This is a genomic window from uncultured Thiothrix sp., assembly GCF_937873765.1.
In the GTDB taxonomy this organism is placed as follows: domain Bacteria; phylum Pseudomonadota; class Gammaproteobacteria; order Thiotrichales; family Thiotrichaceae; genus Thiolinea.
The window spans coordinates 1-25,832 of record NZ_CALMZC010000047.1 but is presented as its reverse complement, the minus strand read 5'-3'; the positions used below and the strand labels follow the sequence as shown (position 1 = coordinate 25,832).

The 25,832-nt window shown below is 46.1% G+C and carries 27 protein-coding genes and 1 tRNA gene; 19 read left to right on the top strand and 9 right to left on the bottom strand.

What is annotated here, in order from left to right; genetic code table 11:
• Nucleotides 1-5 precede the first annotated feature (5 nt).
• From Q0307_RS13745 to hypE, 14 genes are read left to right on the top strand one after another with little or no spacing between them, the layout of a single operon-like run.
• A complete protein-coding gene (locus Q0307_RS13745) occupies nt 6-875 on the top strand; it encodes a hydrogenase expression/formation protein (protein ID WP_298661366.1) in 870 nt (289 codons plus the stop codon).
• On the top strand, nt 872-1,117 hold the full coding sequence (locus tag Q0307_RS13740; protein WP_298661365.1) for a rubredoxin: 246 nt from the start codon (nt 872-874) through the stop codon (nt 1,115-1,117). The genes Q0307_RS13745 and Q0307_RS13740 overlap by 4 nt, the downstream gene beginning before the upstream one ends.
• A complete protein-coding gene (hybE, locus tag Q0307_RS13735; RefSeq protein WP_298661364.1) occupies nt 1,095-1,589 on the top strand; it encodes a [NiFe]-hydrogenase assembly chaperone HybE in 495 nt (164 codons plus the stop codon). Before Q0307_RS13740 ends, hybE begins: the two co-directional genes overlap by 23 nt.
• 1 nt (nt 1,590) lies before the next feature.
• On the top strand, nt 1,591-2,613 hold the full coding sequence (locus Q0307_RS13730) for a hypothetical protein (RefSeq protein WP_298661362.1): 1,023 nt from the start codon (nt 1,591-1,593) through the stop codon (nt 2,611-2,613).
• Nucleotides 2,606-2,947 (top strand): hydrogenase maturation nickel metallochaperone HypA, encoded by a 342-nt coding sequence (hypA, locus tag Q0307_RS13725; protein WP_298661361.1) that lies wholly within the window; start codon nt 2,606-2,608, stop codon nt 2,945-2,947. The genes Q0307_RS13730 and hypA overlap by 8 nt, the downstream gene beginning before the upstream one ends.
• Nucleotides 2,947-3,870, top strand: a complete 924-nt coding sequence (gene hypB, locus Q0307_RS13720) for a hydrogenase nickel incorporation protein HypB (RefSeq protein ID WP_298661360.1) — start codon at nt 2,947-2,949, stop codon at nt 3,868-3,870. Before hypA ends, hypB begins: the two co-directional genes overlap by 1 nt.
• Complete coding sequence (locus Q0307_RS13715) at nt 3,867-5,333, top strand: sigma-54 dependent transcriptional regulator (protein WP_298661359.1); 1,467 nt, start codon at nt 3,867-3,869, stop codon at nt 5,331-5,333. Before hypB ends, Q0307_RS13715 begins: the two co-directional genes overlap by 4 nt.
• Nucleotides 5,330-6,334: an ATP-binding protein gene (locus tag Q0307_RS13710; protein ID WP_298661358.1), complete on the top strand. Its 1,005-nt coding sequence runs from the start codon at nt 5,330-5,332 to the stop codon at nt 6,332-6,334. The genes Q0307_RS13715 and Q0307_RS13710 overlap by 4 nt, the downstream gene beginning before the upstream one ends.
• Nucleotides 6,331-7,326 carry a HupU protein gene (locus Q0307_RS13705; RefSeq protein WP_298661357.1) on the top strand — a complete coding sequence of 332 codons (996 nt, stop codon included), beginning with the start codon at nt 6,331-6,333 and terminating at the stop codon, nt 7,324-7,326. The genes Q0307_RS13710 and Q0307_RS13705 overlap by 4 nt, the downstream gene beginning before the upstream one ends.
• Nucleotides 7,323-8,750, top strand: coding sequence for a nickel-dependent hydrogenase large subunit (locus Q0307_RS13700; protein ID WP_298661356.1), 1,428 nt, complete (start codon nt 7,323-7,325; stop codon nt 8,748-8,750). Before Q0307_RS13705 ends, Q0307_RS13700 begins: the two co-directional genes overlap by 4 nt.
• Nucleotides 8,750-11,053, top strand: coding sequence for a carbamoyltransferase HypF (gene hypF / locus Q0307_RS13695; protein ID WP_298661355.1), 2,304 nt, complete (start codon nt 8,750-8,752; stop codon nt 11,051-11,053). The genes Q0307_RS13700 and hypF overlap by 1 nt, the downstream gene beginning before the upstream one ends.
• Before the next feature lie 2 nt (nt 11,054-11,055).
• Nucleotides 11,056-11,340 carry a HypC/HybG/HupF family hydrogenase formation chaperone gene (gene hypC / locus Q0307_RS13690; RefSeq protein WP_298661354.1) on the top strand — a complete coding sequence of 95 codons (285 nt, stop codon included), beginning with the start codon at nt 11,056-11,058 and terminating at the stop codon, nt 11,338-11,340.
• Complete coding sequence (gene hypD, locus Q0307_RS13685; protein WP_298661353.1) at nt 11,337-12,458, top strand: hydrogenase formation protein HypD; 1,122 nt, start codon at nt 11,337-11,339, stop codon at nt 12,456-12,458. The genes hypC and hypD overlap by 4 nt, the downstream gene beginning before the upstream one ends.
• Nucleotides 12,455-13,489, top strand: coding sequence for a hydrogenase expression/formation protein HypE (gene hypE / locus Q0307_RS13680; protein ID WP_298661352.1), 1,035 nt, complete (start codon nt 12,455-12,457; stop codon nt 13,487-13,489). Before hypD ends, hypE begins: the two co-directional genes overlap by 4 nt.
• Here the strand turns inward: hypE and Q0307_RS13675 are convergent.
• Genes Q0307_RS13675 through Q0307_RS13650 form a run of 6 tightly spaced genes read right to left on the bottom strand, consistent with a single transcriptional unit; the run spans nt 13,486 to nt 18,390 of the window.
• Entirely contained in the window at nt 13,486-14,016 is a 531-nt protein-coding gene (locus Q0307_RS13675; RefSeq protein ID WP_298661351.1) for a DUF2878 domain-containing protein, read from the bottom strand. The two genes, hypE and Q0307_RS13675, sit on opposite strands and share 4 nt — an antisense overlap.
• Nucleotides 13,991-15,250, bottom strand: coding sequence for a cyclopropane-fatty-acyl-phospholipid synthase family protein (locus tag Q0307_RS13670; RefSeq protein WP_298661349.1), 1,260 nt, complete (start codon nt 15,248-15,250; stop codon nt 13,991-13,993). Before Q0307_RS13670 ends, Q0307_RS13675 begins: the two co-directional genes overlap by 26 nt.
• Complete coding sequence (locus Q0307_RS13665; protein ID WP_298661348.1) at nt 15,247-15,993, bottom strand: DUF1365 domain-containing protein; 747 nt, start codon at nt 15,991-15,993, stop codon at nt 15,247-15,249. Before Q0307_RS13665 ends, Q0307_RS13670 begins: the two co-directional genes overlap by 4 nt.
• On the bottom strand, nt 15,990-17,237 hold the full coding sequence (locus Q0307_RS13660) for an FAD-dependent oxidoreductase (RefSeq protein ID WP_298661347.1): 1,248 nt from the start codon (nt 17,235-17,237) through the stop codon (nt 15,990-15,992). Before Q0307_RS13660 ends, Q0307_RS13665 begins: the two co-directional genes overlap by 4 nt.
• Nucleotides 17,234-17,965, bottom strand: coding sequence for an SDR family NAD(P)-dependent oxidoreductase (locus Q0307_RS13655; protein ID WP_298661346.1), 732 nt, complete (start codon nt 17,963-17,965; stop codon nt 17,234-17,236). Before Q0307_RS13655 ends, Q0307_RS13660 begins: the two co-directional genes overlap by 4 nt.
• Entirely contained in the window at nt 17,962-18,390 is a 429-nt protein-coding gene (locus Q0307_RS13650; protein WP_298661345.1) for a nuclear transport factor 2 family protein, read from the bottom strand. The genes Q0307_RS13655 and Q0307_RS13650 overlap by 4 nt, the downstream gene beginning before the upstream one ends.
• A gap of 94 nt (nt 18,391-18,484) precedes the next feature.
• Between Q0307_RS13650 and Q0307_RS13645 the strand changes: the two genes are divergently transcribed.
• The gene (locus Q0307_RS13645; RefSeq protein WP_298661343.1) at nt 18,485-19,768 is read left to right on the top strand and encodes a HAMP domain-containing sensor histidine kinase; all 1,284 of its coding nucleotides are present in this window, start codon (nt 18,485-18,487) and stop codon (nt 19,766-19,768) included.
• Here Q0307_RS13645 and Q0307_RS13640 read toward each other — a convergent pair.
• Nucleotides 19,757-20,431: a response regulator transcription factor gene (locus tag Q0307_RS13640; RefSeq protein WP_298661342.1), complete on the bottom strand. Its 675-nt coding sequence runs from the start codon at nt 20,429-20,431 to the stop codon at nt 19,757-19,759. The genes Q0307_RS13645 and Q0307_RS13640 overlap by 12 nt on opposite strands.
• A gap of 131 nt (nt 20,432-20,562) precedes the next feature.
• On the opposite strand from Q0307_RS13640, the gene Q0307_RS13635 reads away from it, so the two are divergent.
• Nucleotides 20,563-21,204 (top strand): LysE family translocator, encoded by a 642-nt coding sequence (locus Q0307_RS13635; protein WP_298661341.1) that lies wholly within the window; start codon nt 20,563-20,565, stop codon nt 21,202-21,204.
• Here the strand turns inward: Q0307_RS13635 and Q0307_RS13630 are convergent.
• Nucleotides 21,201-21,908 (bottom strand): phosphodiester glycosidase family protein, encoded by a 708-nt coding sequence (locus tag Q0307_RS13630; RefSeq protein ID WP_298661340.1) that lies wholly within the window; start codon nt 21,906-21,908, stop codon nt 21,201-21,203. The genes Q0307_RS13635 and Q0307_RS13630 overlap by 4 nt on opposite strands.
• On the bottom strand, nt 21,908-22,555 hold the full coding sequence (locus Q0307_RS13625; RefSeq protein WP_298661339.1) for a DUF1461 domain-containing protein: 648 nt from the start codon (nt 22,553-22,555) through the stop codon (nt 21,908-21,910). The genes Q0307_RS13630 and Q0307_RS13625 overlap by 1 nt, the downstream gene beginning before the upstream one ends.
• A gap of 332 nt (nt 22,556-22,887) precedes the next feature.
• Here Q0307_RS13625 and Q0307_RS13620 point away from each other — a divergent pair, with 332 nt between their 5' ends.
• From Q0307_RS13620 to Q0307_RS13610, 3 genes are all read left to right on the top strand, one after another.
• Complete coding sequence (locus Q0307_RS13620; protein ID WP_298661338.1) at nt 22,888-23,700, top strand: lytic transglycosylase domain-containing protein; 813 nt, start codon at nt 22,888-22,890, stop codon at nt 23,698-23,700.
• Between the two features lie 61 nt (nt 23,701-23,761).
• Nucleotides 23,762-23,838 (top strand) — tRNA-Val (locus tag Q0307_RS13615).
• Nucleotides 23,839-24,002: 164 nt separating this feature from the next.
• On the top strand, nt 24,003-25,286 hold the full coding sequence (locus Q0307_RS13610) for an integrase arm-type DNA-binding domain-containing protein (protein WP_298661337.1): 1,284 nt from the start codon (nt 24,003-24,005) through the stop codon (nt 25,284-25,286).
• The last annotated feature ends 546 nt before the right edge of the window (nt 25,287-25,832 follow it).

Here is a 25,832-nt window from a genome sequence, read left to right as displayed (position 1 = left end):
CTAGTATGACCGAAAAATATTATGGCAAACCGATTGGGATTCCGATTGTAGGTGTGGGTTCGCAACCTGCTGAGGAGGGCGACGAGACCTTTAGCTTTATCGGCGCACCGGGGGTGATGCCCACTTACCACAATCCGCTTCTGCCTGAGCCAGAAGCGGTAGAAAGTCTAGTAGCCGCCAAAACGCTCCTTGCGCAAATCCAACAGGGGATTGAGCAGTATCAAGCCCGTTCGCCTGCATTGAAATATGACTTACTACCTTTGGATGCGGCTAACCTCGGTTTGGTTAACCAAGTCTTGAATGAGGGGGAAGTTAGCGTAGTGTATAGCGGTATGCCAACAGTCCAAATTCAAGAGTCGGTCTTGACTGGAGTGTGGCGTGTACAGACCTTTGATGAGCAGAAACAATTAATTGCTGATGGCATTGAAGTGGCGGATATTCCTTCGATTGTACGCGAACGTAGTTTTGCCCATGGGCAAGCCTTGAATACCAATCTGCATAATTTGCCATTTGGCGTTTTAAATGCGCCCGCTTTAATTACCGAAATCGCTGAAAAAAGTAGGTCTTGGCAAACAGGGGCTTTGCCGCATGTAGTGAATTTAAGTTTATTGCCTTTGTCGCCAGAAGATTTAGTCTTTTTAGGTGAGCGTTTGGGCATGGGTGAAGTCACGATTTTATCGCGTGGTTATGGCAATTGCCGGATTGGTAGTACACGTATCCCCAATGTGTGGTGGGTGAAATATTACAACTCGGAAGATGCCTTAATTTTAAACTCGATTGAGATTGTTGACGTGCCCGAAGTCGCGTGCGCTGCGCCTGAGGATTTAGAGGATAGTGCCGAGCGTTTGGCAGAGATTTTAGAGGTCTATCAATGAGCCAAATTCACAGCCCGTTTGAAAGCTCTTACGGTGGTGACAATTCGCGCATTAAAGACAGCGACAAAATGGAGTGCAAAATCTGCTGGCGCGTTTACGACCCTGAAGAGGGTTGCAACTACTGGCAAATTCCTGCCGGAACGCCGTTTGCCCAATTGCCCGACCATTGGCGTTGCCCCGAATGCGACGCGCCCAAAGCACAATTTATGGTTGTGAATCATGCTTGCCCCCCAGCCTGCTGATGCTTGCATTCAACGCTTGGAGCTCACCTTCCAAGTCATCGAACGCGAGCGTATGCAGTGTGTACCGATTTTAAATGCTAGTTTGCAAGTGAAAGCTATTGGCTTTAAGCGTTGGCAAGAGTATCGCCTAGGTATTTTACTCACGCCGTGGTTTATGAATGTGGTGCTCTTGCCAGAATTGCAAGATTGGCAAGTCGGTAGTAAACAGCTAATTGCTTTGCCGTCAGGTGAGTATGAGTTCATTGTTGGGCATGAAATCGAACTAGGCTTTTATCTAAGCTGCTCACTGTTTTCGCCTGTTCTAGAGTTTGAAAACCAAGCGGCTGCCGAAGCCACGGCTGAAATTGCTTTATTGCATCTATTAAAACAACAGGCTGTCCCCGAACCTGCTAAAGCTGAAACACGCAAGGCTCTTAATCCCGAATCACTCACTCGACGCGCACTGTTACAAGGGCGCTTTTTGCGAAGCTAAGATGCAAGCCGGTTTAGAAGGGCGTATTCAGATTGTTTTAAATTCAGCCACGCAAAGTGCGAGTGTGCAGATTCAGCGTCCCTTGGCGGCGATTCAAAAACTTTTGGTTGGAAAGACAGTTGAGCAAGCTTTAGAGCGCATTCCATTGCTGTTTAGCATTTGCAGTCAGGCTCAGAGTTGTGCCGCTTTATTGGCAGTGCAAAAGACATTAAAGCTACCAAGTCAGCCAAAATTGCTTGAGACACAAGCGCAATTAGTCCGGCTCGAAACGCAGCGTGAGCATGTGTTACGGATTTTAATGGATTGGAGCACTTGGTTGGGGCAACAACCCAACCCCAGTTTAATCCAACAAGCTATGCGTATTGTCCCGCAAGCCCGCCAAGCTTGGTTTCAAGGTGCGCGGGCGTTTACTCTAACTAGCGAATTAGCCACGACTGACACTGAGATAATGGATGTGTGGGAGTCGTTTTTAGAGACGCATATTTTTGCTATGTCTTTGGATAAGTGGGAGCAGCTCAATACCTTAAAAGCTTTACAAAGGTGGATAGCTGCACAAGCAACGGTAGCCGCCCAAACTTTAGCTCAGTTACAACAGCAGCAATTAGCCAGTTTGGGGGCAAATGATTTTCCATTGGCAGAGGAAGCGTCGGTACTAAAACGCCAAGCTCAGCAACCGATCATTCGAGCTGCATTAGCGGCTTATGGTAATGGAGTGTTTACGCGTTATCTAGCGCGTTTAGTGGAATTGGTACAGCCGTCGATTATGAATCTTGCTCATCAGCAAGTTGAAGCTGCCCGTGGGAGTTTGCGTCATGTTGTGCAATTGAATGCGCAGGGTTTGGTTAAAAATTATGAGATTCTCGCCCCAACTGATTTAACCTTCGCATCACAGGGTGTTGTGTCTGAAGGTTTACAAGCGCTCATGCAAACGGCTTCAAGCTCTGAATTAGTAAGCCAAGCCCGCTTATGGATTGCAGCACTTGATCCCTGCGTGGCGTATGATTTGGAGCTGAGCTATGCATGAAATGTCGCTGGCAGAAGGTGTATTGCAAATCTTAGAAACCGAAAGTGCTAAGCAAGGTTTTAGCCAAGTCAAAACCATTTGGTTAGAAATAGGTGCGTTGGCAGGTGTAGAGGTTTCGGCTTTAGAGTTCGCCTTTGATGTGGTACGACGTGGGACTTTAGCTGGCAATGCTCAACTAGTGATTATTCATTTACCCGCTCAAGCCTGGTGTTTGTCCTGTGGGCAGATTGTGGAAATTCGCCAGCGTTATGATGCTTGCCCTATTTGTGGCGGTTATCAATTGCAAGTCAGCTCGGGTGATGAAATGCGTATAAAAGAATTGGAGGTGGAGTAATGTGTACCGTATGTGGTTGTAGTACAGGCGAAACACGGGTGGAAGGTAAAGAACCTAGTCATGAGCACCACCACGATCATAGTCATACGCATGATCACCACCATCATGACCATGATTATAGTCATGCTCACTCACCTGAACCGCAAACTATGTTCAAACCTTTAGTGGGTAATCACCATTATGGGCTAGGCCCTGCACGCGTTCATGCTCCTGGTTTAAGCCAAACGCGCATGGTGCAGATTGAACAAGATATTCTGGGCAAAAATAATAGTTACGCGCAGCAGAATCGACGTTGGCTAGCGGAGCAGGGTATCTTTGCTTTGAATCTAGTTTCAAGTCCGGGATCGGGTAAAACCAGTTTATTGGTGCGCACCCTCACCGATTTAAAAGATGAGATGCGTCTAGCAGTGATCGAAGGTGATCAAGAAACTGCACAAGACGCGGATAGGATTCGTGCTACCGGTTGCCCTGCGATTCAAATTAATACCGGCAAAGGCTGTCATTTGGATGCGCATATGGTTGGGCATGCTTTAGAAAGTTTACAACCCCAAGCCGCTAGTATTCTGTTTATTGAAAATGTCGGGAATTTGGTTTGCCCAGCGGCGTTTGATTTAGGTGAGGCGCATAAAGTGGCGATTTTGTCGGTCACTGAGGGCGAGGATAAACCCATTAAATATCCAGATATGTTTCATGCTGCTAACCTATTGCTTTTAAATAAGATTGATCTGTTGCCTTATCTGCAATTTGATGTGGAGAAATGCATTGAGTATGCACGCCGCGTAAATCCCTCCATTCAAATCTTACAAGTCTCAGCCACCACAGGTGAGGGTATGCAGCAATGGTATCAATGGCTGCGCATGAATCAGCAAATGCGTTTGCTTGGGCGTCCGAGCACTCAAGTTAAAGCCGAGCTTGGAGCATGACTGAACGCCCAACGATCTTAATCGTGGATGATGAAAAGCGTGCGCTAGAAGCCATCGTGCGCCTGTTGGATGATGAGTTTGATGTGTATACCGCACACACTGCTGAGCTTGCCTTGGCAATTTTGGAGCGAGAGTGGGTCAAAGTGATAGTCTGCGATCAGCGCATGCCCAATGTGTCGGGCGTAGCGCTTTTAAGTCAGGTGCGCGAACAATGGCCGGAAGTGGTACGGATGATTATTTCCGGTTACACCGATTCCGATGACATTATTAGCGCGATTAATGAGGCGGGTATTTATCAATATATTAGTAAGCCTTGGCATCCCGATGAATTACGCTTAAAGCTGCGCAATGCGGTCGAGTTGTTTGATTTACAACGCCAAAACGAACGTTTGAGTCTTGAATTAAAACTCAAGCCTAGTACTTTGAGTGCGGCTATTCAAAGCAAACGTACTGCTTTGCAAGAGCGTTACGATTGGGATATGGGGGTGGTGCGTAGTCCAGATAGCTGTATGAATGCAGTCTGCCAAGAGATTTTCCAAGTTGCTCCCTATGATGTGAATGTGGTGCTCACAGGTGAATCAGGCACAGGCAAAGAGCTACTGGCGCGCGCCTTACATTACAATAGCCTACGTCAGAATGAAGTATTTATTGCCCAAAACTGTGGTGCTTTGCCGGATGAGTTACTAGAGAGTGAGCTATTCGGGCACAAGCGTGGTGCATTTACCGGCGCGATTGCAGATCGGGTGGGCTTATTTGAATTGGCGGATAAAGGGACAATTTTTTTAGATGAAATTGGCGATATTTCCCCTGCATTTCAGGTGAAGTTATTGAGGGTGTTACAAGAGGGTGAGATTCGTCCCCTTGGTACTAATACCATGCGCAGTATTAATGTGCGAGTGATTGCTGCCACGAATAAAGATTTAACCGAGGAAGTACGCCAAGGTCGTTTCCGTCAGGATTTATATTATCGGCTTGCGACGTTTTCGATTCATTTACCGCCTTTGCGCCAGCGTTTACAGGATGTACCCTATTTAGCCAATGCGCTCTTGCAAGAGGCGGTGCAGCAAATGGGGAAGCATGTCAAAGGCTTTAGTAATGAAGCCTTAGCCTGCCTACAAGCCTATGATTGGCCGGGTAATGTGCGTGAATTGCAAAATGAAGTGAAGCGTATGCTAGTTTTATGTCGAAGTGACTATCTCGAGTCGAATTTGGTGTCTCCACATGTGTTGCGTGCCACACCAGAAGAATATCGCCAAGAAATGCGCCTGTTGACAGATGATTTACAAGGCACGCTCAAAGATCGCGTTGAGCAATTGGAAGCGCGGATTTTAAAAGAAGTCTTGATTCGCCATCGCTGGAATAAAAGCCGTGCTGCTGAAGAGTTAGGCTTATCGCGGGTCGGTTTACGTAGCAAACTGGAGCGTTATGAGCTTGAGCGTTTGGATTCGGCAGGTTCAGCATGACCAACACTCTCCTCAAACAAGTCGGCCTAGACCAAGGTTTGCCTAGTCAGTTTGAGGAGAATGCGTGGGTGGAGGTCATTCAGCGCATGGATGATATTTACACCGACCTAGTGCACTATCAAATTGAATTAGAAGAAAAAAATACTGAGCTAGAGCATGCTTATGCAAATCTGACTCAAGCTCATCAAGATTTAAAAGACACCCAACGCCAATTGATTCAATCTGAGAAAATGGCCTCTTTGGGGCGTTTGGTGGCAGGTGTAGCACATGAGTTGAATAATCCAATTAGTTTTGTTTTCGCGAATATGCACGTGCTCTTGAGTTATGAGCAACGTTTTCGGCAGTATTTGGAGGGTGTGCATAGCAATTTACCGGTGGATAAGCGTGAAGCTTTACGTAAACAATTGCGTATTGATCGGATGATGGAGGATATTCGTCCACTGTTGGAAGGCTCAATGGAAGGGGCGGAGCGAGTCAGTGAAATCGTGAAAAACTTGCGCCTGTTTTCCACGCCCGCCAGCCAAAAACCTGAGCGTTTTGATCTAGTAGCCCTCTGTCAACGTACTGTTCACTGGCTGGCGCGCTCTAGTCCTATTGAGCCTGAACTCACTCAAACCTTCCCTGCTCAATGTGCGATTTATAATTACGAAGGCTATGTCAGCCAAATCTTGGTCAACCTGATTCAAAATGCCTTGGATGCGATGGAAAACCAAATTAAACCAAAATTGACCCTGCAACTGCTCACCGAGTCTGAGTGGGTGCACGTGGATATTCAAGATAATGGTTTGGGGATTAAAGAGGCCGATTTACCTAAGTTATTTGATCCGTTTTATACTACTAAAGCCGTCGGCAAGGGTACTGGTTTAGGCTTATATATTAGCTATGGCTTGGCGACGGAGCATTGTGGTGGAGCTTTGAGTGCACGTAATTATTATCAGCAGGGCGAAAATGGCGCGATTTTCCGCTTGAGTTTGCCACTAAAAGCGAGGGCAGCGTTATGAACATACTGTGGCTGCAATCGGGTAGTTGTGGTGGTTGCTCAATGTCGCTGCTCAATGCCGAAGTCCCTAGTTTATATGAATTATTTAAGCTAGCCGACCTTAATTTATTGTGGCATCCGTCATTAAGTGAAGCCTCGCATCAGGAGTTTTTAGACCTACTCCAAGCCGTACTGACGGATGAAATTCCACTGGATATTCTGTGCCTAGAAGGTTCGGTAATTTGTGGGCCGAAGGGTAGTGGTGCGTTTCATCAATTGGCGGGTACACAACAGAGTATGTTGCACTGGCTCAAGCTCTTGACTGCTAAAGCACAGTATGTGGTGGCGGTGGGTTCGTGTGCAGCGTTTGGTGGGATAACGGCGGCGGGTGAGAATATTGCTGAAGCGACGGGTTTGCAATACGACGGCGCACTCTTGGGTAGTGTTTTAGATGCTAATTGGCGCTCCAAAGCAGGCTTTCCGGTGATTAATATTGCGGGTTGCCCTACGCATCCCGCTTGGGTGACGAATACCTTAGTGCAAATCAGTATGAATGCCTTGCGCTTAGAGGATTTGGATGAGTTCCATCGCCCGCGTTCCTATACCAATCATTTAGTGCATCACGGCTGTCCGCGTAACGAATTTTATGAATATAAAGCAAGCGCGGGAAAGCCCGCCGATTTGGGCTGTATGATGGAGCATTGTGGTTGTTTGGGGACTCAAGCACGCGCTGATTGTAATACTCATCTGTGGAATGGCAGTGGTTCATGTTTGCGTGGTGGGTATCCTTGTATTAATTGCACCGCACCTGCATTTGAGCAAATCAAGCATGCTTTTGGAGTAACACCGAAAATCGCCGGAATCCCGATTGGTTTGCCCTCTGATATGCCTAAAGCTTGGTTTGTAGCGCTCGCCTCATTATCTAAAGCTGCTACCCCTGAACGAGTGCGCACTAATGCAGTCGTTGAGCAAATCTCAATTCCCCCCAGCAGCAAAAATCGGGGACGCAAATGACTCGTCGCATACTGGGGCCGTTTAACCGTGTCGAAGGCGATCTCGAAGTGCAATTTGAGTCTGATGCAGGTGTCATTACTCAAGCGTGGGTTAACTCCTCGCTGTTTCGAGGCTTCGAGCGGATTTTGGTGGGTAAAGTACCCAGTGATGCTTTGGTCTACACACCGCGTATTTGTGGGATTTGTTCAGTGGCTCAATCAGTTGCCGCTGCCCAAGCACTCGCTCAAGCGCAGGGTTTAACACCCACTCTCAATGGGCAATTGGTTACGAACTTGATTTTAGCCTGTGAAAATCTAGCGGATCATTTGACTCACTTTTACCTATTTTTCATGCCCGATTTTGCCCGTGAGGTGTATCAAAGTCAGCCTTGGTTTTCTGATACAGCGCAACGTTTTAAAGCACAAAGTGGCAGTGCACATGGCGAGGTTTTAAAAGCGCGGGCTGAGTGGCTGCATATCACTGGTATTTTGGCTGGCAAATGGCCACATAGTCTCAGCATTCAAGCAGGCGGTAGCACTCGTGCTTTAGAGGCACAGGAAAAGCTGCAATTGTTATTATTGATTCGGCAATTTCGTGCGTTTTTAGAGCGTGTGGTGTTTGTTGATCAATTGGAGGCGGTTACACAATTAAGCACTGCCGATGAGTTAAACACTTGGCAAGCCGCACACAGCAACAGCGATTTTGGGCGATTTTTGCAATTAGCAAACCGTTTAAAGCTAAACGGTTTAGGGCGTGGCACAGATCGCTTTTTGAGTTATGGCGCGTATGGTCAATATTTTCCGCAAGGGGTATGGGTGCAGGGGCAGATTCATGCCTTAGATGTGGAGCAAATCACTGAGGATATTAGCCATAGCTGGATGCAAGCAGAGCAACGTGTAGCAGTTCCATTTCAAGGTGAAACGCAGCCACATTGGGAAAAGCAGGGTGCATATAGCTGGTGTAAAGCGCCACGTTTAAATGGGAAAGTGGTGGAAACCGGTGCAATTGCGCGGCAGCTTGTGGCTCAGCAGCCGTTGATAACAAACTTAGTGCAAGCTTCCGGTGGCAATGTAGCGACACGGGTAATTGCACGTCTCTTAGAGCTAGCCCGTGTAGTGCCCGTGATGGAGCAATGGTGTCAAGCCATCCAAATCGGGGAGCCGTTTTGTGCACATGCTTCGATGCCGGATGAAGCACAGGGAATAGGTATGGTCGAAGCGGCACGTGGCAGTTTAGGGCATTGGCTCACCCTTCAGGCTGGCAAAATTGCTCATTATCAAATCATTGCACCTACGACTTGGAATTTTTCCCCACGAGATGAATTAGGTCAGGCAGGTGCTTTAGAGCAAGCTTTAGTTGGAACTCCGGTTGAGGACACCGGTGCAGTCAAGGTGCAGCATATTGTACGTTCGTTTGACCCTTGTATGGTTTGCACGGTGCATTAATGCAAGCAGAACGCATTCGGATTCGTGGCATTGTGCAGGGTGTGGGGTTTAGACCTACCGTATGGCGTATTGCGCATGAATTGAGCGTGCTCGGCTCGGTACGCAACGATGGCGAAGGTGTACTGATTGAGGCGCAAAGTTCAGTGGTGAACTTAGAACAGTTTGTGGCTCGTCTGCAAACCGAAGCGCCAGCTTTGGCACAAATTACGAGTATTGAGCGTGAGGTTATTGCATTACAAACTCAGACTGATTTTCAAATTCTCGCAAGCCATTATTCAAATGCTCACACGCATATAGCACCCGACGCTGCAACTTGTAAGGAATGTATACACGAGAGTTTTGACCCTAAGTCACGTCGCTACCAGTATCCCTTTACTAATTGCACACATTGTGGGCCACGTCTAAGTATCGTTACAGGCATTCCCTATGACCGCGCCCAAACTACTATGCAGACCTTTGCGTTATGTAAGGCCTGTGCAGCAGAATATCACCATCCGACTGATCGGCGTTTTCATGCTCAAGCTAATGCTTGTGCCGTTTGCGGTCCACAAGTTTGGCTTGAGACGGTCACAGAAAAAATTCAAGGCTATGCTGCGATTCAGGCTTGTGCTGAGCACATTATGCAAGGGCAGATAGTCGTTATCAAAGGTCTTGGTGGCATGCATTTAGCAGTCGATGCTAGTAATGTTGATGCCTTATTTAAATTACGTAAGCGTAAACATCGTCCTGCTAAACCCTTAGCTTTAATGGCAAAAAACTTAGCACAAATTGAGCAATTCTGTTTAGTCAACGCTGAGGAAAAAGCTGCCTTAGAGTCCGCTGCAGCACCGATTGTATTGCTAGAGCGCAAACCTGAATGCTCCTTAAGTGATGCGCTTGCGCCTAATCAACATCTGATTGGTTTCATATTGCCTTACACACCCTTACATCATTTACTAATGAATTGTTTAGAGCAGCCTATAGTGCTTACCTCAGGCAATGTTTCGGGTGAACCACAGTGTATTAGCAATGAGCAAAGTCTTGCGCAATTGGGTGAAATTGCCGACACACAACTGCTACATAATCGTGATATTGCCAACCGAGTGGATGACTCAGTGTTGCGTTTTATGGCAGGGGAAATGCGTGTTTTGCGGCGGGGGCGTGGTTTTGCACCTAAACCAATAGATTTACCAACAGGCTTTGAGCAAGCACCTAAAGTTTTGGCGTTTGGGGGCGAGTTAAAAAATACTTTTTGTTTGTTAGAGCAAGGGCAAGCCATTCTGTCCCAACACAATGGCGATTTGGCGAATTACCAAACCTTACAGGATGTGCAGCAGCATTTGGCTCTGTATCAAACGGTGTATCAGTATCAGCCAGATGCAGTTGCTTTGGATAGGCATCCGAATTATCACATCAGCCAATGGGGTCGAGCATGGGCGGCTGAGCGTAATTTGCCAATTATTGAAGTTCAACATCATCATGCGCATCTAGCAGCCTGTCTAGCAGACAATGCTTATCCCTTAGCAGCCGATGAGGTACTGGGCATCGTGTTAGATGGCACAGGTTATGGGAGTGATCATACCCTTTGGGGTGGCGAGTTTTTAAAAGCTAATTATCAGAAATTTGAGCGCTTAGCCTTTCTCAAGCCGGTGCATTTATACGGTGGACAACAAGCCATTCTTCAGCCTTGGCGCTTAGCGGTTGCTCATCTAAAGGCGACAGGTCGTTGGCAGCAACTAGCGCGAGATTATGCTGAGTTGGCAGCTATTCGCTATCTGCAAACTAAGCCACTAGCTAGTTTGCAGGCAATAGCAGAGCGGGGTTTAAATTGCCCACTCACCAGTTCTATTGGACGGCTATTCGATGCAGTGGCAGCGCTATTAGGTATTTGTTGTGAGAGCGTGAGCTATGAAGGGCAAGCCGCTATTGAGCTAGAGGCTTGTGTGGAGCGTGGTTTGTTGACTGAGTTAGCAGGTTATCCATTCGCTTTCAATGCTTATCAGCTTGACCCTAGTCCAATGTGGCAAGCCTTATTAGCTGATTTAGCAGCAGGACAGAGTAAGGCTTGGATGGCTACGCGCTTTCATAAAGGCTTAGCACACAGCTTGGTAGAGATTGCTTCCCAACTCGCCAAGCAGTACCAATTGACTACCATTGTTTTATCTGGTGGTGTGTTTCAAAACCGTGTCCTATTAGAAGCTGTCCACGCTGGCCTAAAGGGTCAATTTACCGTATTAATGCAACGCCAAGTCCCAGCCAATGATGGTGGTTTAGCCTTGGGTCAAGCAGCGATTGTTGCCGCGCAATTATTAGGAGTCAAGTAAGTATGTGTTTAGGAATTCCGGGGCAGATCAGTACGATTACCAATGCCGCTTGTTACTTGGCTAAGGTCAATATCGGCGGCGTATTGCGCGAGGTAAATATTACTTGTATTGCTGAAGAAGGCACGGAGTTACAAGATTTGGTAGGCGCATGGGTATTAGTGCATGTGGGCTTTGCCCTAAGTCGGATTGATGAAGACGAGGCACAGCGTACTTTACAGATTTTGGCGGAGTTGGGTGAATTACAGGTTGAACTCGATGCTATACAAGCATTAGGAGTCAGCGCATGAAGTTTGTGGATGAGTTTCGGGATAGCGAAAAAGCGCTAATTTTACGCCAAGCTATACACCACATTGCTCAGATCTTAGAACCCTGCTTGCAACGTCCATGGCAGATTATGGAGTTTTGCGGTGGGCATACTCATACCATTTTTCGTTATGGGATTGAGCAAATGCTGCCCGATTGTATTGAATTGGTGCATGGGCCGGGTTGTCCCGTGTGCGTGTTACCTATGGGGCGGGTAGATGATTGTGTGGCAATTGCTGAGAATCCGCAGGTGATTTTTACCACCTTTGGTGATGCGATGCGTGTACCTGGTTCGCAAAAGAGCTTATTACAAGCGCGTGCCGAAGGGGCGGATATTCGCATGGTTTATTCGCCGATGGATGCGCTGGCTTTAGCAAAAAAGCATCCGGAACGGGAAGTAGTATTTTTTGCCTTAGGCTTTGAAACCACGATGCCAAGTACGGCTTTGACTGTGCTGCAAGCTGAGCGTGAAGGCATCAAAAACTTCTCGCTCTTTTGCAATCACATTACCACTGCACCGACCATTAAAGCGGTGCTCGATGAACCGGATCTCATGCTGGATGGTTTTCTAGCTCCCGGACACGTAGCGATGGTGATTGGTTTAGAACCCTTCCAATTTATTGTCCGCGATTATCACAAGCCTTTAACGATTACTGGCTTTGAGCCATTGGATATTTTGCAGGCGCTATGGATGCTATTGCAGCAATTCGCTGAAAATCGTTGCGGGGTGGAGAATCAATATGCACGGGTGGTGCAAACTCAAGGTAATACCACTGCCTTAAAGGCTATCCACCAAGTATTTGCAACCCGTGATTTCTTTGAGTTGCGTGGTTTAGGCTCGATTGATCAGGCTGGAGTGGGGATGCGCCCTGAATATGCATTCTTTGATGCTGAGCAGAAATTCAAAGTTAAAAATCTCACTATGACCGATCCGCAAGATTGTCAATGTGGCGCTGTGGTTAAAGGTTTAATCAAGCCATGGGAATGCCAGATTTTTGGTAAACGCTGCACGCCTGAAAATCCAATGGGTGCACTGATGGTGTCCAGTGAGGGCGCGTGTGCGGCCTATTATAATCATGGCTATGGGCGGGATGCAGCATGAGTAAGTTAGCTGGAAAAACCATAACGCTTGCGCATGGGGCAGGCGGTAAAGCCATGCGTGAATTGATTGATGAAGTATTTGTAAAAGGTTTTGCCAATCCCGAATTAGCCAATCTAGAAGACCAAGCACGCTTTGATTTAACTGAATTAATTGCGCAAGGCAATCGCTTAGCACTCACCACCGATAGCTATGTGGTCGACCCGCTATTTTTCCCCGGTGGGGATATTGGCAAATTGGCGGTGACTGGCACGGTGAATGATTTAGCCATGAGTGGTGCAGTGCCTTTATACCTCACCTGTGGAATGATTTTGGAAGAAGGCTTTGCCATTGATGAGCTGATTAAAATCGTTGCCTCGATGAAAGCAACTGCCGATGCAACCGGCGTGAAAATCGTTACGGGTGACACTAAAGTTGTGCATAAAGGTGCAGTGGATAAATGCTTTATTAATACTGCTGGGGTAGGCGTGATTCCCGCTCATATTCAAATTGCTGCCACCCAAGCTCAAGTCGGTGACAAAATTATTATTAATGGTTTTATTGGTGATCATGGTGCGGCGATTGTAGACGCGCGTGGTGAGTTAGCTCTAGAAAGTTCAATTTTAAGTGACTGCCAACCGCTCCATGATCTGGTGCAAACTATGCTCAAAGTTTGTCCCCAGATTCATTGCTTACGCGATGCGACCCGTGGTGGGGTAGCCACCGTCCTAAATGAGTTCGCCCAAAGCTCGCAAGTCGGGATTAAATTGCAGCACTCTGTTATTCCAGTCCGTGATGAAGTGCGTGGGATGTGTGAAATTTTGGGATTAGATCCTTTATATTTGGCGAATGAAGGCAAACTCGTAGCGGTCGTGCCGCCTGAGTATGCTGATCTGTTGCTGGCAGCGATGCGGGCACATCCAGCAGGCTTAGCCAGTGCGATTATCGGCGAAGTGCAAGCCACGCCCAAAGCGCGTGTGCTCTTAAATACTGGTTTTGGGGGAGAGCGCCTCTTGGATATGCTCGTAGGCGAGCAATTGCCGCGGATTTGTTAGTGGGTAGTGACTGGAGCCAAACCAAAGTGATGCTCAAAGCCTTTTATAAGTTGTAAGAGCAAAGGTAAGATCACTGCCCAGCCTGCTATTAGGGTGATCAGCGAAACTGGCAAGGAGTAATTAAAACTTAAAGCCCCCATCTTGGCTCCTGCCCAATAACTCAAAGCGCCCGCCACACCACCTATAGCAGCTTGATAAAGCGGTTTCAGTGGTTGCAACCAAGCCAAACTATAAAACAAACTTAAAATAAACCCAGCCCAAATCACTAATAACCAAACGGGCAGTGCACTATGCAAACTCCAAAAACCAAGTATCTGCAAGCTTAGATCAATGCCCCAACCCAAAGGGGCAAGGACTAAAATTGCTAATGAATCACGCTTAAGCTGTGCAGATAGCAGCAGCAAATGTAAGCCTAAGAGCGTAAGCAAGCCTAGCACTGCGCTATTGCCTCCAAGCGCGGCTAGCCACCAAATCCCTTGGAAGATGGCTAAGTCAGTTAGTTTAATGGCTAGTGGATGTTTGAGCATGATAAAGCGGTTTATCCGCAGTTAAATGCACGGTACTAATCAAACGTTCCTGAAATCCGCCCGCACAATAATGCAGGTAAAACTGCCACAGGCGATAAAATTGATGATCAAGTCCCAAACCTGCGAGTTTATCTTGCTCAGCCTGTAAACCTTGTGACCAGTGTTTTAGGGTGAGGGTATAGTCCAAGCCAATATCTTGTAAGCCACTGATTTTCATATCAGTAAATTGTGTCAAATGTTGACTCATGACGGTAATCGAAGGCAAAAAGCCGCCGGGGAAAATATAACGTTGGATAAAGTCAGCTTGTTTGCGATAGCGCTCATAGCGTTGGTCACTAATGGTAATCGCTTGCAGGAATAAGCGCCCATGCGGTTTAAGTAAGCAATTACATTGTTTAAAAAATTGTGGCAAGTGTTGGTGTCCGACCGCTTCAATCATTTCAATGGATACTAGCTTGTCGTATTGGCCGCTTAACTCGCGATAGTCTTTTTTCAACAGGGTGATTTGCTGCTCTAAGCCTTGGTCTTTAATCAGTTGTTGCACATAAGCGTGTTGAGCATCGGAGATCGTGGTGGTAGTGACTTTGGCTTGATAATGCTTTGCCGCATACACCGCTAAAGCCCCCCAACCAGTGCCAATTTCCAAGAGGGTATCACCTGATTTTAATTCTAAACGCTCGCAAATGAGGCGTAATTTGTTGAGTTGCGCTTCGTGTAAGCTACTGTTTGAACTGGGGAATACCGCGCTGGAATAGAGCATGGTTTCATCAAGGAACAGTTTATAAAACTCATTCCCAAGGTCGTAATGGGCAAGGATATTCTTCTTGGAGCCAGCCTTGGAGTTAGGGCGTAAAGCATGCGCGATACGATGCCCGATTTGACTAAGCCATGAAAAACCATGATCAAGTTGGTCGAGTAGGTGTTGATTGCGCACCAAGACACGAATCACTTTGGTTAAATCGGGGGTATCCCATAAGCCTTCGATATAGGTTTCGCCGGCCGCAATCGTACCTCCCCCCCATAACACCCGTGCGTAGCCTTGCAAATCATGTACAGTAATATGTGCTTGCAAACTGTGTTGTGGGTTGCCAAAGGTATAAAAGGCTTCGGGGTCTTGGAGGGTTAGATAGCCGTAGTCGAGTTTGGCGAGTAATTTTAAAAACAAGGCTTTCGCGAAAGTCGCTGAGCTGAAGTTTAGGCTTTTACTAAATTTGACAGTGCTTAAAGTGTTCATACATTACTCTCCTTCGAGGGCGTGGGATGCGGTACATAAGGTACCTTTTTCCAATACAGTTTGAGTGCCTGCCAGTAAATACTGGCCACTGTTTTAATCGTCATGGCAGGAATGCGTAGCCATTGCGCTTTGAGTTCGGCAGCCGTGAGTGGTTTACGCTCCAAGCGCAGGGAGGCATCAAATAAGCGTTCTTCGGCTTGATTAGTGATTTGCAGGCTCAAAACTTCATCCAGTGCACTAAACCGCCAGTGATAATGCATCTGCAAATCCATGAAGGGCGAGACATGAAACACCTTAGGAATCGGTGCTTGGCTGCGCGCATCAATTAAATAGCAATGGCGCTCGTTCCACGGCGTATTACTGACTTCGGCGAGCAAATAATGTAATTCGCCATTCGCTGCATGGCAGTAATAGAAATTCACTGGACTAAAGTAAAATCCCCAGCAGCGTACTTGCCCAACAAATACTACACGCCCATCTAAATTATTCCCGCCTAAACTCGCTACTTTTTGCCAAACCGTTTGGCGCGTGAGTTCGGGCTGATGACCTAAATAATCACTAGGGTGAAAACTCATTAAGGCAGCACGTTTAACCTTAAACCACCAGCCTAAATTGGGTAGGCTATTGAGTTCATCCAAGTCCAAGGCGAACAAAAAGATCGAGTATGTAAAGCGATGCAACGTAGGCTGATAGCGACAATGTCCTACCATACCACTGTACAGGCAACTGTTTAACGCGTTCATACTTGCACTCCTAGACGGCGGCACACATCTACTGCACTTCTCACGCCGTCTTCATGGAAACCGTTATACCAATAGGCTCCGCAAAAATGGGTATGGCGCTTGCCACAAATTTCTGGGCGGCGGCTTTGTGCTTGCACCATTTTTTGACTAAATACGGGATGGCTATAACGGTATTCACCCAAAATTTTGCTTGGCTCAATGGCTTGGGTATTATTCAAAGTCACGCAAAATTGCGGTGCTTCTTCGGGCAAGCGCTGCAAAATATTCATGCTATACGTGACCGTGGCAGGCTGTGTCACTGAGTTGCTTAAGTGATAATTCCAACTCGCACGTGCCAAAGGAATCGAGGGTAATAAACGCTCATCGTGATGCAAAAGAACTTCATTCTCACGGTAAGGAATCGCGCCTAAAATGCTGGTTTCCTCAGAACTAGCATCATTCAGCAGTGCCAAGGCTTGATTGCTATGGCAGGCTAAAATCACTTCATCAAATGGGTGCGTGCTATGCTCGGTGCTGATTTGCACACCTTGTTCATGGCGCTGAATGGCTTTAATCGGGGTATTGAGATGAATATTACTTGCGAAGTTGCGCGTGAAATAGGGAATATATTGCTTCGACCCCCCCGTAATGGTGTACCACTGCGGGCGATCTTGAATATTCAATAGGCCATGATTATGGAAAAACTGAATAAAGAATTTGAGTGGAAAAGCTGCAATTTCTCCCAAGCTCGCCGACCAAATCGCTGCACCCATGGGTAAAATGTAATGCTTGGCGAAAAATTCGCTCAAACCTTCTTGCTTGAGAAAGTCGCCTAAAGTGAGCTCGGCTGGAACGCCTTGTGCAGCTAAGGTTTTGCAGCGCTGATTAAAGCGTACAATTTGCTTCAATAAGCCATAAAAGCGCGGATTCCATAAATTGGAGCGCTGAGCGAAGAGACTATTTAAGGAGTTGCCGTTGTATACCAAGCCAGTTTGTGTATTAGTGACGCTAAAACTCATTTCAGTGGGCTGATAAGGCACGCCTAATTCATTGAGAAAACCTTGGAAATAAGGATAAGTGCGGTCATTAAAGACAATGAAACCGGTATCAATCGCCCAAGTTTTGCCCTGCACATTCACATCAATGGTCGCCGTGTGTCCGCCAATATAATGATTGGCTTCAAAGACTTGTACTTCATGCCCACGGCTCAGTAAATAGCCGCAAGTCAAACCTGAAATCCCTGAGCCGATAATGGCAATTTTCATGAGCGTAGTATCCTTTGCCCCAGCCATAGCTGTAGGCTGTAGGGCAGACGATTTAATAAGCGTAAAGCAAAGACAAAACTGGCGGGTGTGCTAATTAAAGCTTTGCGCTTAGCCAAACCACGACGAATATCGGTAGAGGCCTGCGCTACTGGAATACGCATCGGCATGGGAAAATCGTTTTGATCGGTGAGTGGGGTTTGTACAAAGCCGGGGGTAATCAGGCTCACCGCAATGCCATGTTTTTTTAAATCTAAACTTAAGCTTTGTGCTAAATAAGCAATCGCGGCTTTACTCGCGCCATAAGCTTCTGCACGGGTGAAAGGGAATAAGTAAGCACTCGAACCCACCAAAGCCAATTGTCCACCTGCCGGAATATGCCGTGTAAAGGCTTCTAAGCAATAGCCGATACCGAGTAAATTGGTGTGCATTAAGCGACTAAAACGCTCACTGTCGAAGTGCTTAGCATCATCGATATAAATGCTTGTGCCTGCATTGAGGATAACTAAATCCAAAGCTTGAGTAATACTTTCCCCTGCCACTAATACCGCTTCGCGCTTAGTCACATCAAAGCTTAAAGTCTGGCAGTGGGTAGGGTTGTGCGCTTTTAAAGCAGCCAGTTTTTCAGTATTTCGTCCGCAAGCAAGCACTTGCCAGCCATCTTTTAAGTAATCTAGTGCGAGTTGTTGACCAATACCGGAAGTGGCACCGGTGATGAGTACCGTTTTCATGCGACTGCTCGCTTTTTCACTGTGCGAATCACCTGACCTAAGAGTGGAATATGCTCATAGAGCATTTGCCCTAGATCGGCGTAATCACGATGCTTTTCAATAGCTTGCTGATTGAACTGTAAGTGGCTCGCACCTTCGACCGTGACTGCTTTGCCGCTATTTAAACGGGGGTGTACAAAGGTCATCGTCCAAGTGACGCAAGCTTGATTATCTTGATAAAACAAGTCTTTAATGACAAAACGACAGGATTCGAGATTGGCATAGAGTGCCGCAAAATAAGCTTCAAACGCCGCATAACCTTGCACGCGGTGCAAAGGATCTTGGAATTCAATTTGGGGGCTATAAACGCTATGTAGGGTCGACAGGTTTTCTTTTGTCAGTCCCTCATACACTTGTTTAAAACTTTCTAATACCTTAGGCAGCATTGCTAGTTCTCCGAATGCCCCTACGGGCTTGATGCTGGCTAAGTTAGCAAGATCAATGTCAAACTAACGTGAAGATGACAAGAGATTGACGATCATGACTAAACCGAATGGCATTTACCAAAAGCTGATTCGTGTATTTGTGCTGCAAATGCTATTTATTAGCCTCATTACGGCCTTAGGGGTGTATACCGCAGCATGGATTGTAGAAAAAGTCATGGTCAAAGCAGCACTCGAAGGTGAAGCCGTACATTATTGGACTTGGCTGCTGCAAGACCCGCAGCATCCAACCCCGAATACTGATAATTTGCGGGGTTATCTCGCGCAAAATGGCGATTTTAGCCAAGTACCCGCTGAAATTCGCGCCATGCAACCCGGTTATGAACGGGTGCATTTGGGGCAAAGCAATCCTTTGGTTTATGTAGAGGACAAAGCGAATCAGCGCTTATTTTTAGTATTTGATGAAAATAGCGTCGGCAAATTGTCTTTCTATTTCGGTGTCGTGCCTTTGAGTTTGGCACTGATGGTGATTTATTTATCGGCGTGGGTGGCTTATCGCTTATCACGCCGTACCTTGTCGCCCTTGGTTTCGTTGGCACAGACTATGCGTCGATTTGACGGCAAAGGCAATGATTTTGCTGATCTGAAATTGGACGAATACACCGCAATAGCCGTGAATGATGAAGTGCGCATTCTCGCCCAATCTTTGCAGGAATTTACCCACCGCCTGCAGCAGCAACTTATCCGTGAGCGTGAATTTACCCGTGATGTCAGTCACGAATTGCGTACCCCCCTAGCCGTTATTAGTGGCTCGCTGGAGTTATTGCAAAAACAAGCACATAAACCCTTGCAGCAGCGCGCTTTGGAGCGTATGCAAGTGACTACCCGTGATATGCAATCTTTGATTGAAACCTTGTTACTGTTAGCCCGTGAAGAGAATCAGGCGAGTCCACCAGAAGCGCTATTGGTGAATGATTTAGTGAAGCGGCTGATCAACCAAGTTGAACAAACTCATAATAGTGATCAGCATGTGAAATTGCTCTGCATTGAGCCGCAACGCCTGAGCATCCACGCACCACGCCAAGCCTTGGTTATTGTGCTTGGCAATCTCATTCGCAATGCTTGCAATTATACCCAGCATGGCTCGGTGACGGTATTGATCGAAGGTAATGCCGTCGAGGTGCGCGATACCGGGATGGGCATGAATACGGAGCAGTTGGAGTTGGCACAACAGGCTTTTCAGCGTGTGCATACCAGTGGTGACGGCTATGGTTTAGGTCTAGATATTGTCCGCCGCTTGTGTGAGCGCTACGGTTGGCATTTGAGTATGAGTAGTTTATTGGGGCAGGGTACTCGGGTACGGGTACAATTAGTAGGCTAAAAGTTTAAAACCCACGCCCTTAACGGTTTGAATCAGTTCAGCTTGATTCGGCTGATTGAGCGCTTTGCGTAAATTATATAAATGACTCCGTAAGGCATCGGTATCAGGGGTATCACTACCCCATACTTCATTTTGCAAAGCTTCACGCGAGACAATAGCCGGAGCTTCGCGCATTAAAATACGCAGAATTTTAAAGCTCGTTGGGGATAGAACGACTTCTTGCCCTGCACGCCATACCTGCTGCGTGCCAGTATCCACCGTCAAATCACCCAAGCTAATACGCTTATTCACTACTTGCCCACGATTACGTTTCACCAAGGCTTGTAGCCGAGCCACTAGTTCTTGGTTGGCGAAAGGTTTCACTAAATAATCATCCGCGCCTTGGGCAAAGCCCTGCAAACGATCTTGAAGTTGGTCACGCGCAGTGAGCATTAAAATCGGTACATCCAAACCATATTGCTGACGCAAACGCTGACAGACAGTAAAGCCATCGATATCCGGCAAGTTTATATCCAAAATGAGGGCATCATAGGTATTTTGAGTGGCTAACTCTAAACCTTGCAAACCAGTTGCAGCGTAATCGACCTCAAGGTTTTCGCTGAGTAAATAGTCACTGATGGTTTCGGCTAAGAGGCGGTGATCTTCGATTAATAGCACGAGCATGAGGCAGTCAACTCTAAGAATAGGGGCGCTGTGCCATTATAGGAAAACTGTGGGGACTGTGCTTAAACTCCTGTTTGTGAGTCAACCATTAAGCTGCGTATACTAGATAACCCTCGTAATAGGAGCAGCAGATGTTAGGTATTCATGATTGGTGGTTATTTATTATTTCCGGGTTGTTACTCAATCTTATGCCTGGACCAGATACTTTATTTATTATGAGCAAAAGCGCGTCGCAGGGCTGGAAAGCAGGGGTGGCTGCAAGTCTGGGCATTTGTTCTGGCGTCTATGTGCATGTATTTGCTGCTGCTTTTGGTTTGTCCGCGTTACTGGCGACTTCAGCAGCGGCTTTTGTGGTAGTGAAACTGATGGGAGCGGCTTATCTGATTTATTTAGGTTGGATGACTTTACGGCAAAGAGCAGCGGTAGCTAACGAAGCGAAGGTGCAAGCCGTTCAAACTAAGCAGCCTTTATTCACCGTTTACCACCAAGGCTTTCTCACCAATGCCTTAAACCCGAAAGTGGCGTTATTCTTCTTGGCGTTTGTACCACAATTTATTTCTGAGGATTCAACTAATACCGTATTAGCCTTTATTCTACTTGGAACGGTGTTTGACATCAGTAGCTTGATTTGGTGCACAAGTGTGGCTTTATTTACGGCTTTTGCCAGCGAGCGTTTACAGCTTAGTGCAAGTGTCAAAACTTGGTTGAATAAACTCGTTGGCTCTTTATTTATTGGCCTAGGGATTCGCTTGGCAGTATCGGCGCAGAGTTAAGGTTTTTTCGTAATCCCAAGTAAGGGGCCTAAAAAGGTGATTTGGCTATTGATTTTAGTTTCAGCAGAATAAACTGCTGAAACCACGCCATCTAAATACAAGGCATCAGTGCATTTAAGCTCATCCTTAAAGAAGCGTGCGAATTCATAGAAATTTACTGGCTGGGTACTGATAACTAAATAAACTTGTTTGCCTGCAACCCCAATTCCATTTCGGATTAAGCGCGAAATCGCCTCGGGTTTAAATTCAGGATGAATGTTACCATTTTGCACTAGCAAAGGCCCCGATTGAGTTGCTAACTGCACCTGCTTAGCGAACTTGGGGTATTCAGAAGATTCGACGATCTGCGCTCCGGTTTCATTAATCAAAAATATTCCATTTGGTTTCCAATAGAAATTACCTTGGGCTGCACGTAAATTGAGTTTACCGAGCTGCTTTCCCTTGATCACTAAGAGACCCACCGGCTCAAAATTGTTTTGATACATGCCCGCATTCATAGCAAATAGCAGCTCTTCCTGTTGAGTGCTCAGCCAAGTATTTAAGCGCTCAAAAGTTTTAAAGGGCTGGCCGTTGTTATCTTTCAAATACAGATTAAGTTGTTCCCGCTTTGGGTTATAGGATTTGACCATAAAACCCGAATACTCAGCAGCATATAAGGAACCACTAAAGAAGATTAAGCTAAGTAAGCAGATTAGGTGGTGCATTATAAATCTCGATCTTTAGGTAGTAACCAAACCAATAATTGATTGAGTAATAAAGTAGTAGCAAGCAAAAACACGATTATCCAAAGAAAGTAATTGCTTGGCATTAAATACCAAGAAATATCTTTTGGATCAGTACGCCATAACTCATTACTAAACACTAACGGGTGAAAGATTTCCATCCAGAAAAACCGAAAGAAAGGGCTAATCAAGAGCATGACAACTAATAAGCCTAACATTAAATTTCGGATAATCACGGCATAGGCTTGATAGCACTGCGCACGTTTGCTAAGAACTAAGTCGAGTACCAATACGGCTGTAATCAAGATAAATAACCAGAAAGCTTGCTCGTACATACCACGTACTTCAGTCAGATGTTGGCTTTCTTTTTCAGACCAAGGTGGGCTAGGCAAAGTGCTAAGTTCGTGGCGAAAAAAACTAGCTAATTCACTACTGCTGGTTTCAATTTTAACTATACCTAATTGTTCGCAGCGTGGATTCCAGTGGCAATTGATTTGATAAGTCCAAGGCGTATAAATTACTGCAGCCAGTGAAATAAAAAATAACCACAGCAGCAATAAGATAGGAAAAATAATAGTTTTAAGTTTAGAAACAAGCTGCATGTCAGGCGCAAATAGCAAAAGCTGCATGATACTCAACTGCGCCTAGGACTGCATGTTCTTTCAGTGTTAAGCCTAGAAAGTACGCAGTCGTACCCTTAAGATAGTCGTGTATAGTTGCAAAGACCCAATGCATAGCACACCAAGTAACTAGCTAAAGAGCTTGCCCTTTCCCTGAGTGGTGGCTGAAACATAAGCACAGTGACCATTAGTCTCAATTGTAGTCGGTTTAATGCAAGTGGTTTGAAACTTCTTCAGGTTGTTTAATCTAAACCTATACTTAGACTAGTTGAATTTTACTTTAGGGATTTTAGCCTCATATTAGCACTTTCTTATAGAATAAGGCAGATATGGATTTCTTCATGAAAATGACCAGTTCGCCGTTAGCGAAGTTTGGATTAGGTTTGTATTTACTGCTGACTTTATCAAGTAGTGGGGCCAGTAGTGAGCCGATAGATTCGGTAGCGGCTACTCATCCCTGTGCAAGAATGTCAGTTAAAAGTTTAGATAAGCGTGCTGCACCTTATCAAGATACTATTCAAAAATACGCCACTCAATATCAAGTCAGTGAGGCAGTGATTAAAGCGGTCATCGCTATTGAGTCCTGCTATAACCAACAAGCAGAGTCACCTAAAGGTGCACAAGGTTTAATGCAATTGATTCCAGAAACGGCCGAGCGCTTTGGTGTTTCTGACTCGATGGACAGCCATCAAAATATTCAAGGCGGTACGCGCTATCTAGCTTGGCTATGGAAACGTTTTGATGGTGATTTAACTAAAGTTTTAGCTGCGTATAATGCAGGCGAAGGGCGAGTTGATCAATACAAGGGGATTCCGCCGTATCGCGAAACTCAAAATTATGTGCGTAATGTCATGTTTGTTCATAATAAACTAGCGGGAGTTGAGGAAAGCCTTAAAGATGAGGTAAGTCCTAAAAGTGAAGTAAGCACTTCAAGCACGGCTGTGTTCTTCCATTCTGCAGTGATAAGTACGAATACACCGGCAGTCACGGTACGCCGTGCCAGCTTCACACAAGCAACCCCATCTGTACCACCTGTGCCCCGCAGAGTCGTCGCAGTGTTTGAATCACCCTTCAAAGTAACCCGCCCGACTAAGCCCGGTCGAGCTGGTTGGTCAGCAAATAAAGCACGTGCTCCACAACTCTATAAGCATTAATACTGAAAAAAGGACTTGCGAGTCCTGAGAAGTTTGGTTATATTTTGCAGCCTTCAACGACAGGCATATAGCTCAGTTGGTTAGAGCACCACCTTGACATGGTGGGGGTCGTTGGTTCGAGTCCAATTATGCCTACCAAAATATTGTAGTATGTTGTTGCATACTGTCCTAAAAGCCCTTGCAGGCCACAATCTGCAAGGGCTTTTTTGTTGCATGTGGTTGCATGAAGTAGCATGGCATAGCATTAAATTGTGCATATTATTGTGTATATCGTTCCAACTTAAAGAGAGCGATATACACAAATGAATAAGAAACTAAAAGATTCAACCGTTAAAAATGCCAAGCCTGAAAAAGATGGTTCACCAGCAACTTATGCAGATGGTGGCGGTTTGTTGTTGTATGTAACCAAGACTGGGAAATACTGGCGCTATCGTTACCGAATCGAGGGAAAACCGGCTATTCACTCTTTGGGTAATTACCCTGAAATGAGCTTAAAAGAAGCCAGAGAGCAGCATGAGGAAGCGCGTGCTTTAGTAGCTAGAGGTATCAACCCAAACCGCCATAAGCAGCGCTTGCAAGCCTTGGAGTGTCAGGTAGGTAGGCAGAGTTTTCAGGTAATTGCCTTAGAGTGGGTAGAGCGCAATAAATCAACATGGTCTGAAGGGCATTTTCTTAGGGTCAATCGTTATTTACAGAATGATACCTTTCCGTGGATAGGACAGAAGAATATTAATAAAATCTCTCCCGCAGAGATTACCCGCTTGGTACAACGTATCGAGGCACGTGGGGCAGGGGATGCAGCTAGACGGGTGAAGCAATACATCAGCCAAGTCTATAAACATGCTATTTCCTTAGAGTTGGCCGAACGTAACCCGACAGTAGACCTTGATAACAACATCATCTTTAAACCCAGAAGCAAAAAGCCCTTTGCAACCCTGACTGATCCAGTCAAAGTGGGGCAACTCTTACGCGATATAGATCATTTTGAAGGGACGCTCATAGTCCGATGTGCTTTGCAGTTGTCTGCTTTAGTCATGTTGAGACCGGGAGAGTTGAGAGCAGCGGAATGGTCAGAAATAGACCTTGATCAAGCTTTATGGACAATCCCGATTAAGCGTATGAAAGCACCTACCCACGAAAAGCAAGCTAATCTTTCCAGTCATATCATCCCCTTATCAACTCAAGCGGTCGCAGTTTTACGCGAGCTATACCCCTATACGGGACGATCTACTTATGTATTCCCCAATGCACGTGGTGCAAGTCGCTGTATGAGTGAAAATGCAGTTAGAGCCGCACTAAGGACGCTGGGGTATGACAACGACACCATGACCCCACATGGATTTAGGGGCATGGCTTCTACCTTACTGAATCGAATGCGTGAACAGGATACTCGTACCCGCCTTTGGGACATGGACTTGATAGAGCAACAGCTTGCCCACCGTGATAACAGTATTCGAGGACGTTATAACCGTGCTGATAGTAGTGAAGCGATTCACCAGCGGCGGGAGATGCTGCAAGCATGGGCTGATTACCTAGATGAACTCAGGGCAGGTGGTCAGATAGTGGCATTTAGAAAAGCAAAATAACCAAGGTGTAAGTGATCAAGCCGGGTAGTTTTACCCGGTTTTTTTTCGTCTGTTAAAAATTATCATAAAAAAGTTGCGACAGTTGCGACAGTTGCGACAGTAAAAGGATAAATTGATTAATAATTAATTATATAGAATTTACTAATTAATAATAAAATATATATAAATTATTGTTTTTATTATAAATAATATATTTAACCTTTATTTTTGATTCATTCAAAACCCTGCTTTTCTCACTTTAGTAATTGCGACTGCGACAGTTGCGACAGTTGCGACACTTCCCAAAGTAAGTTCAATCGTACAGATACTTACCTTTGGTTTTTTATTCAAACTCAAGGGCAGGGTGCTACACTTGCCCCATACAACACCGCCAGCTGGGAAAGCCCGATTCACTTACACCACGGGTACAGAGAGACCATGACCGATACCCCCAAAAAAACACTAAGCCTCAATAAAAAGCCTGCTAGTACCCCCACAACCACGGGAACGATTAGCCGCAGCGGCAAGCGCATCATCCGGCGCGAAGAATTAAACCCTGTACCGACT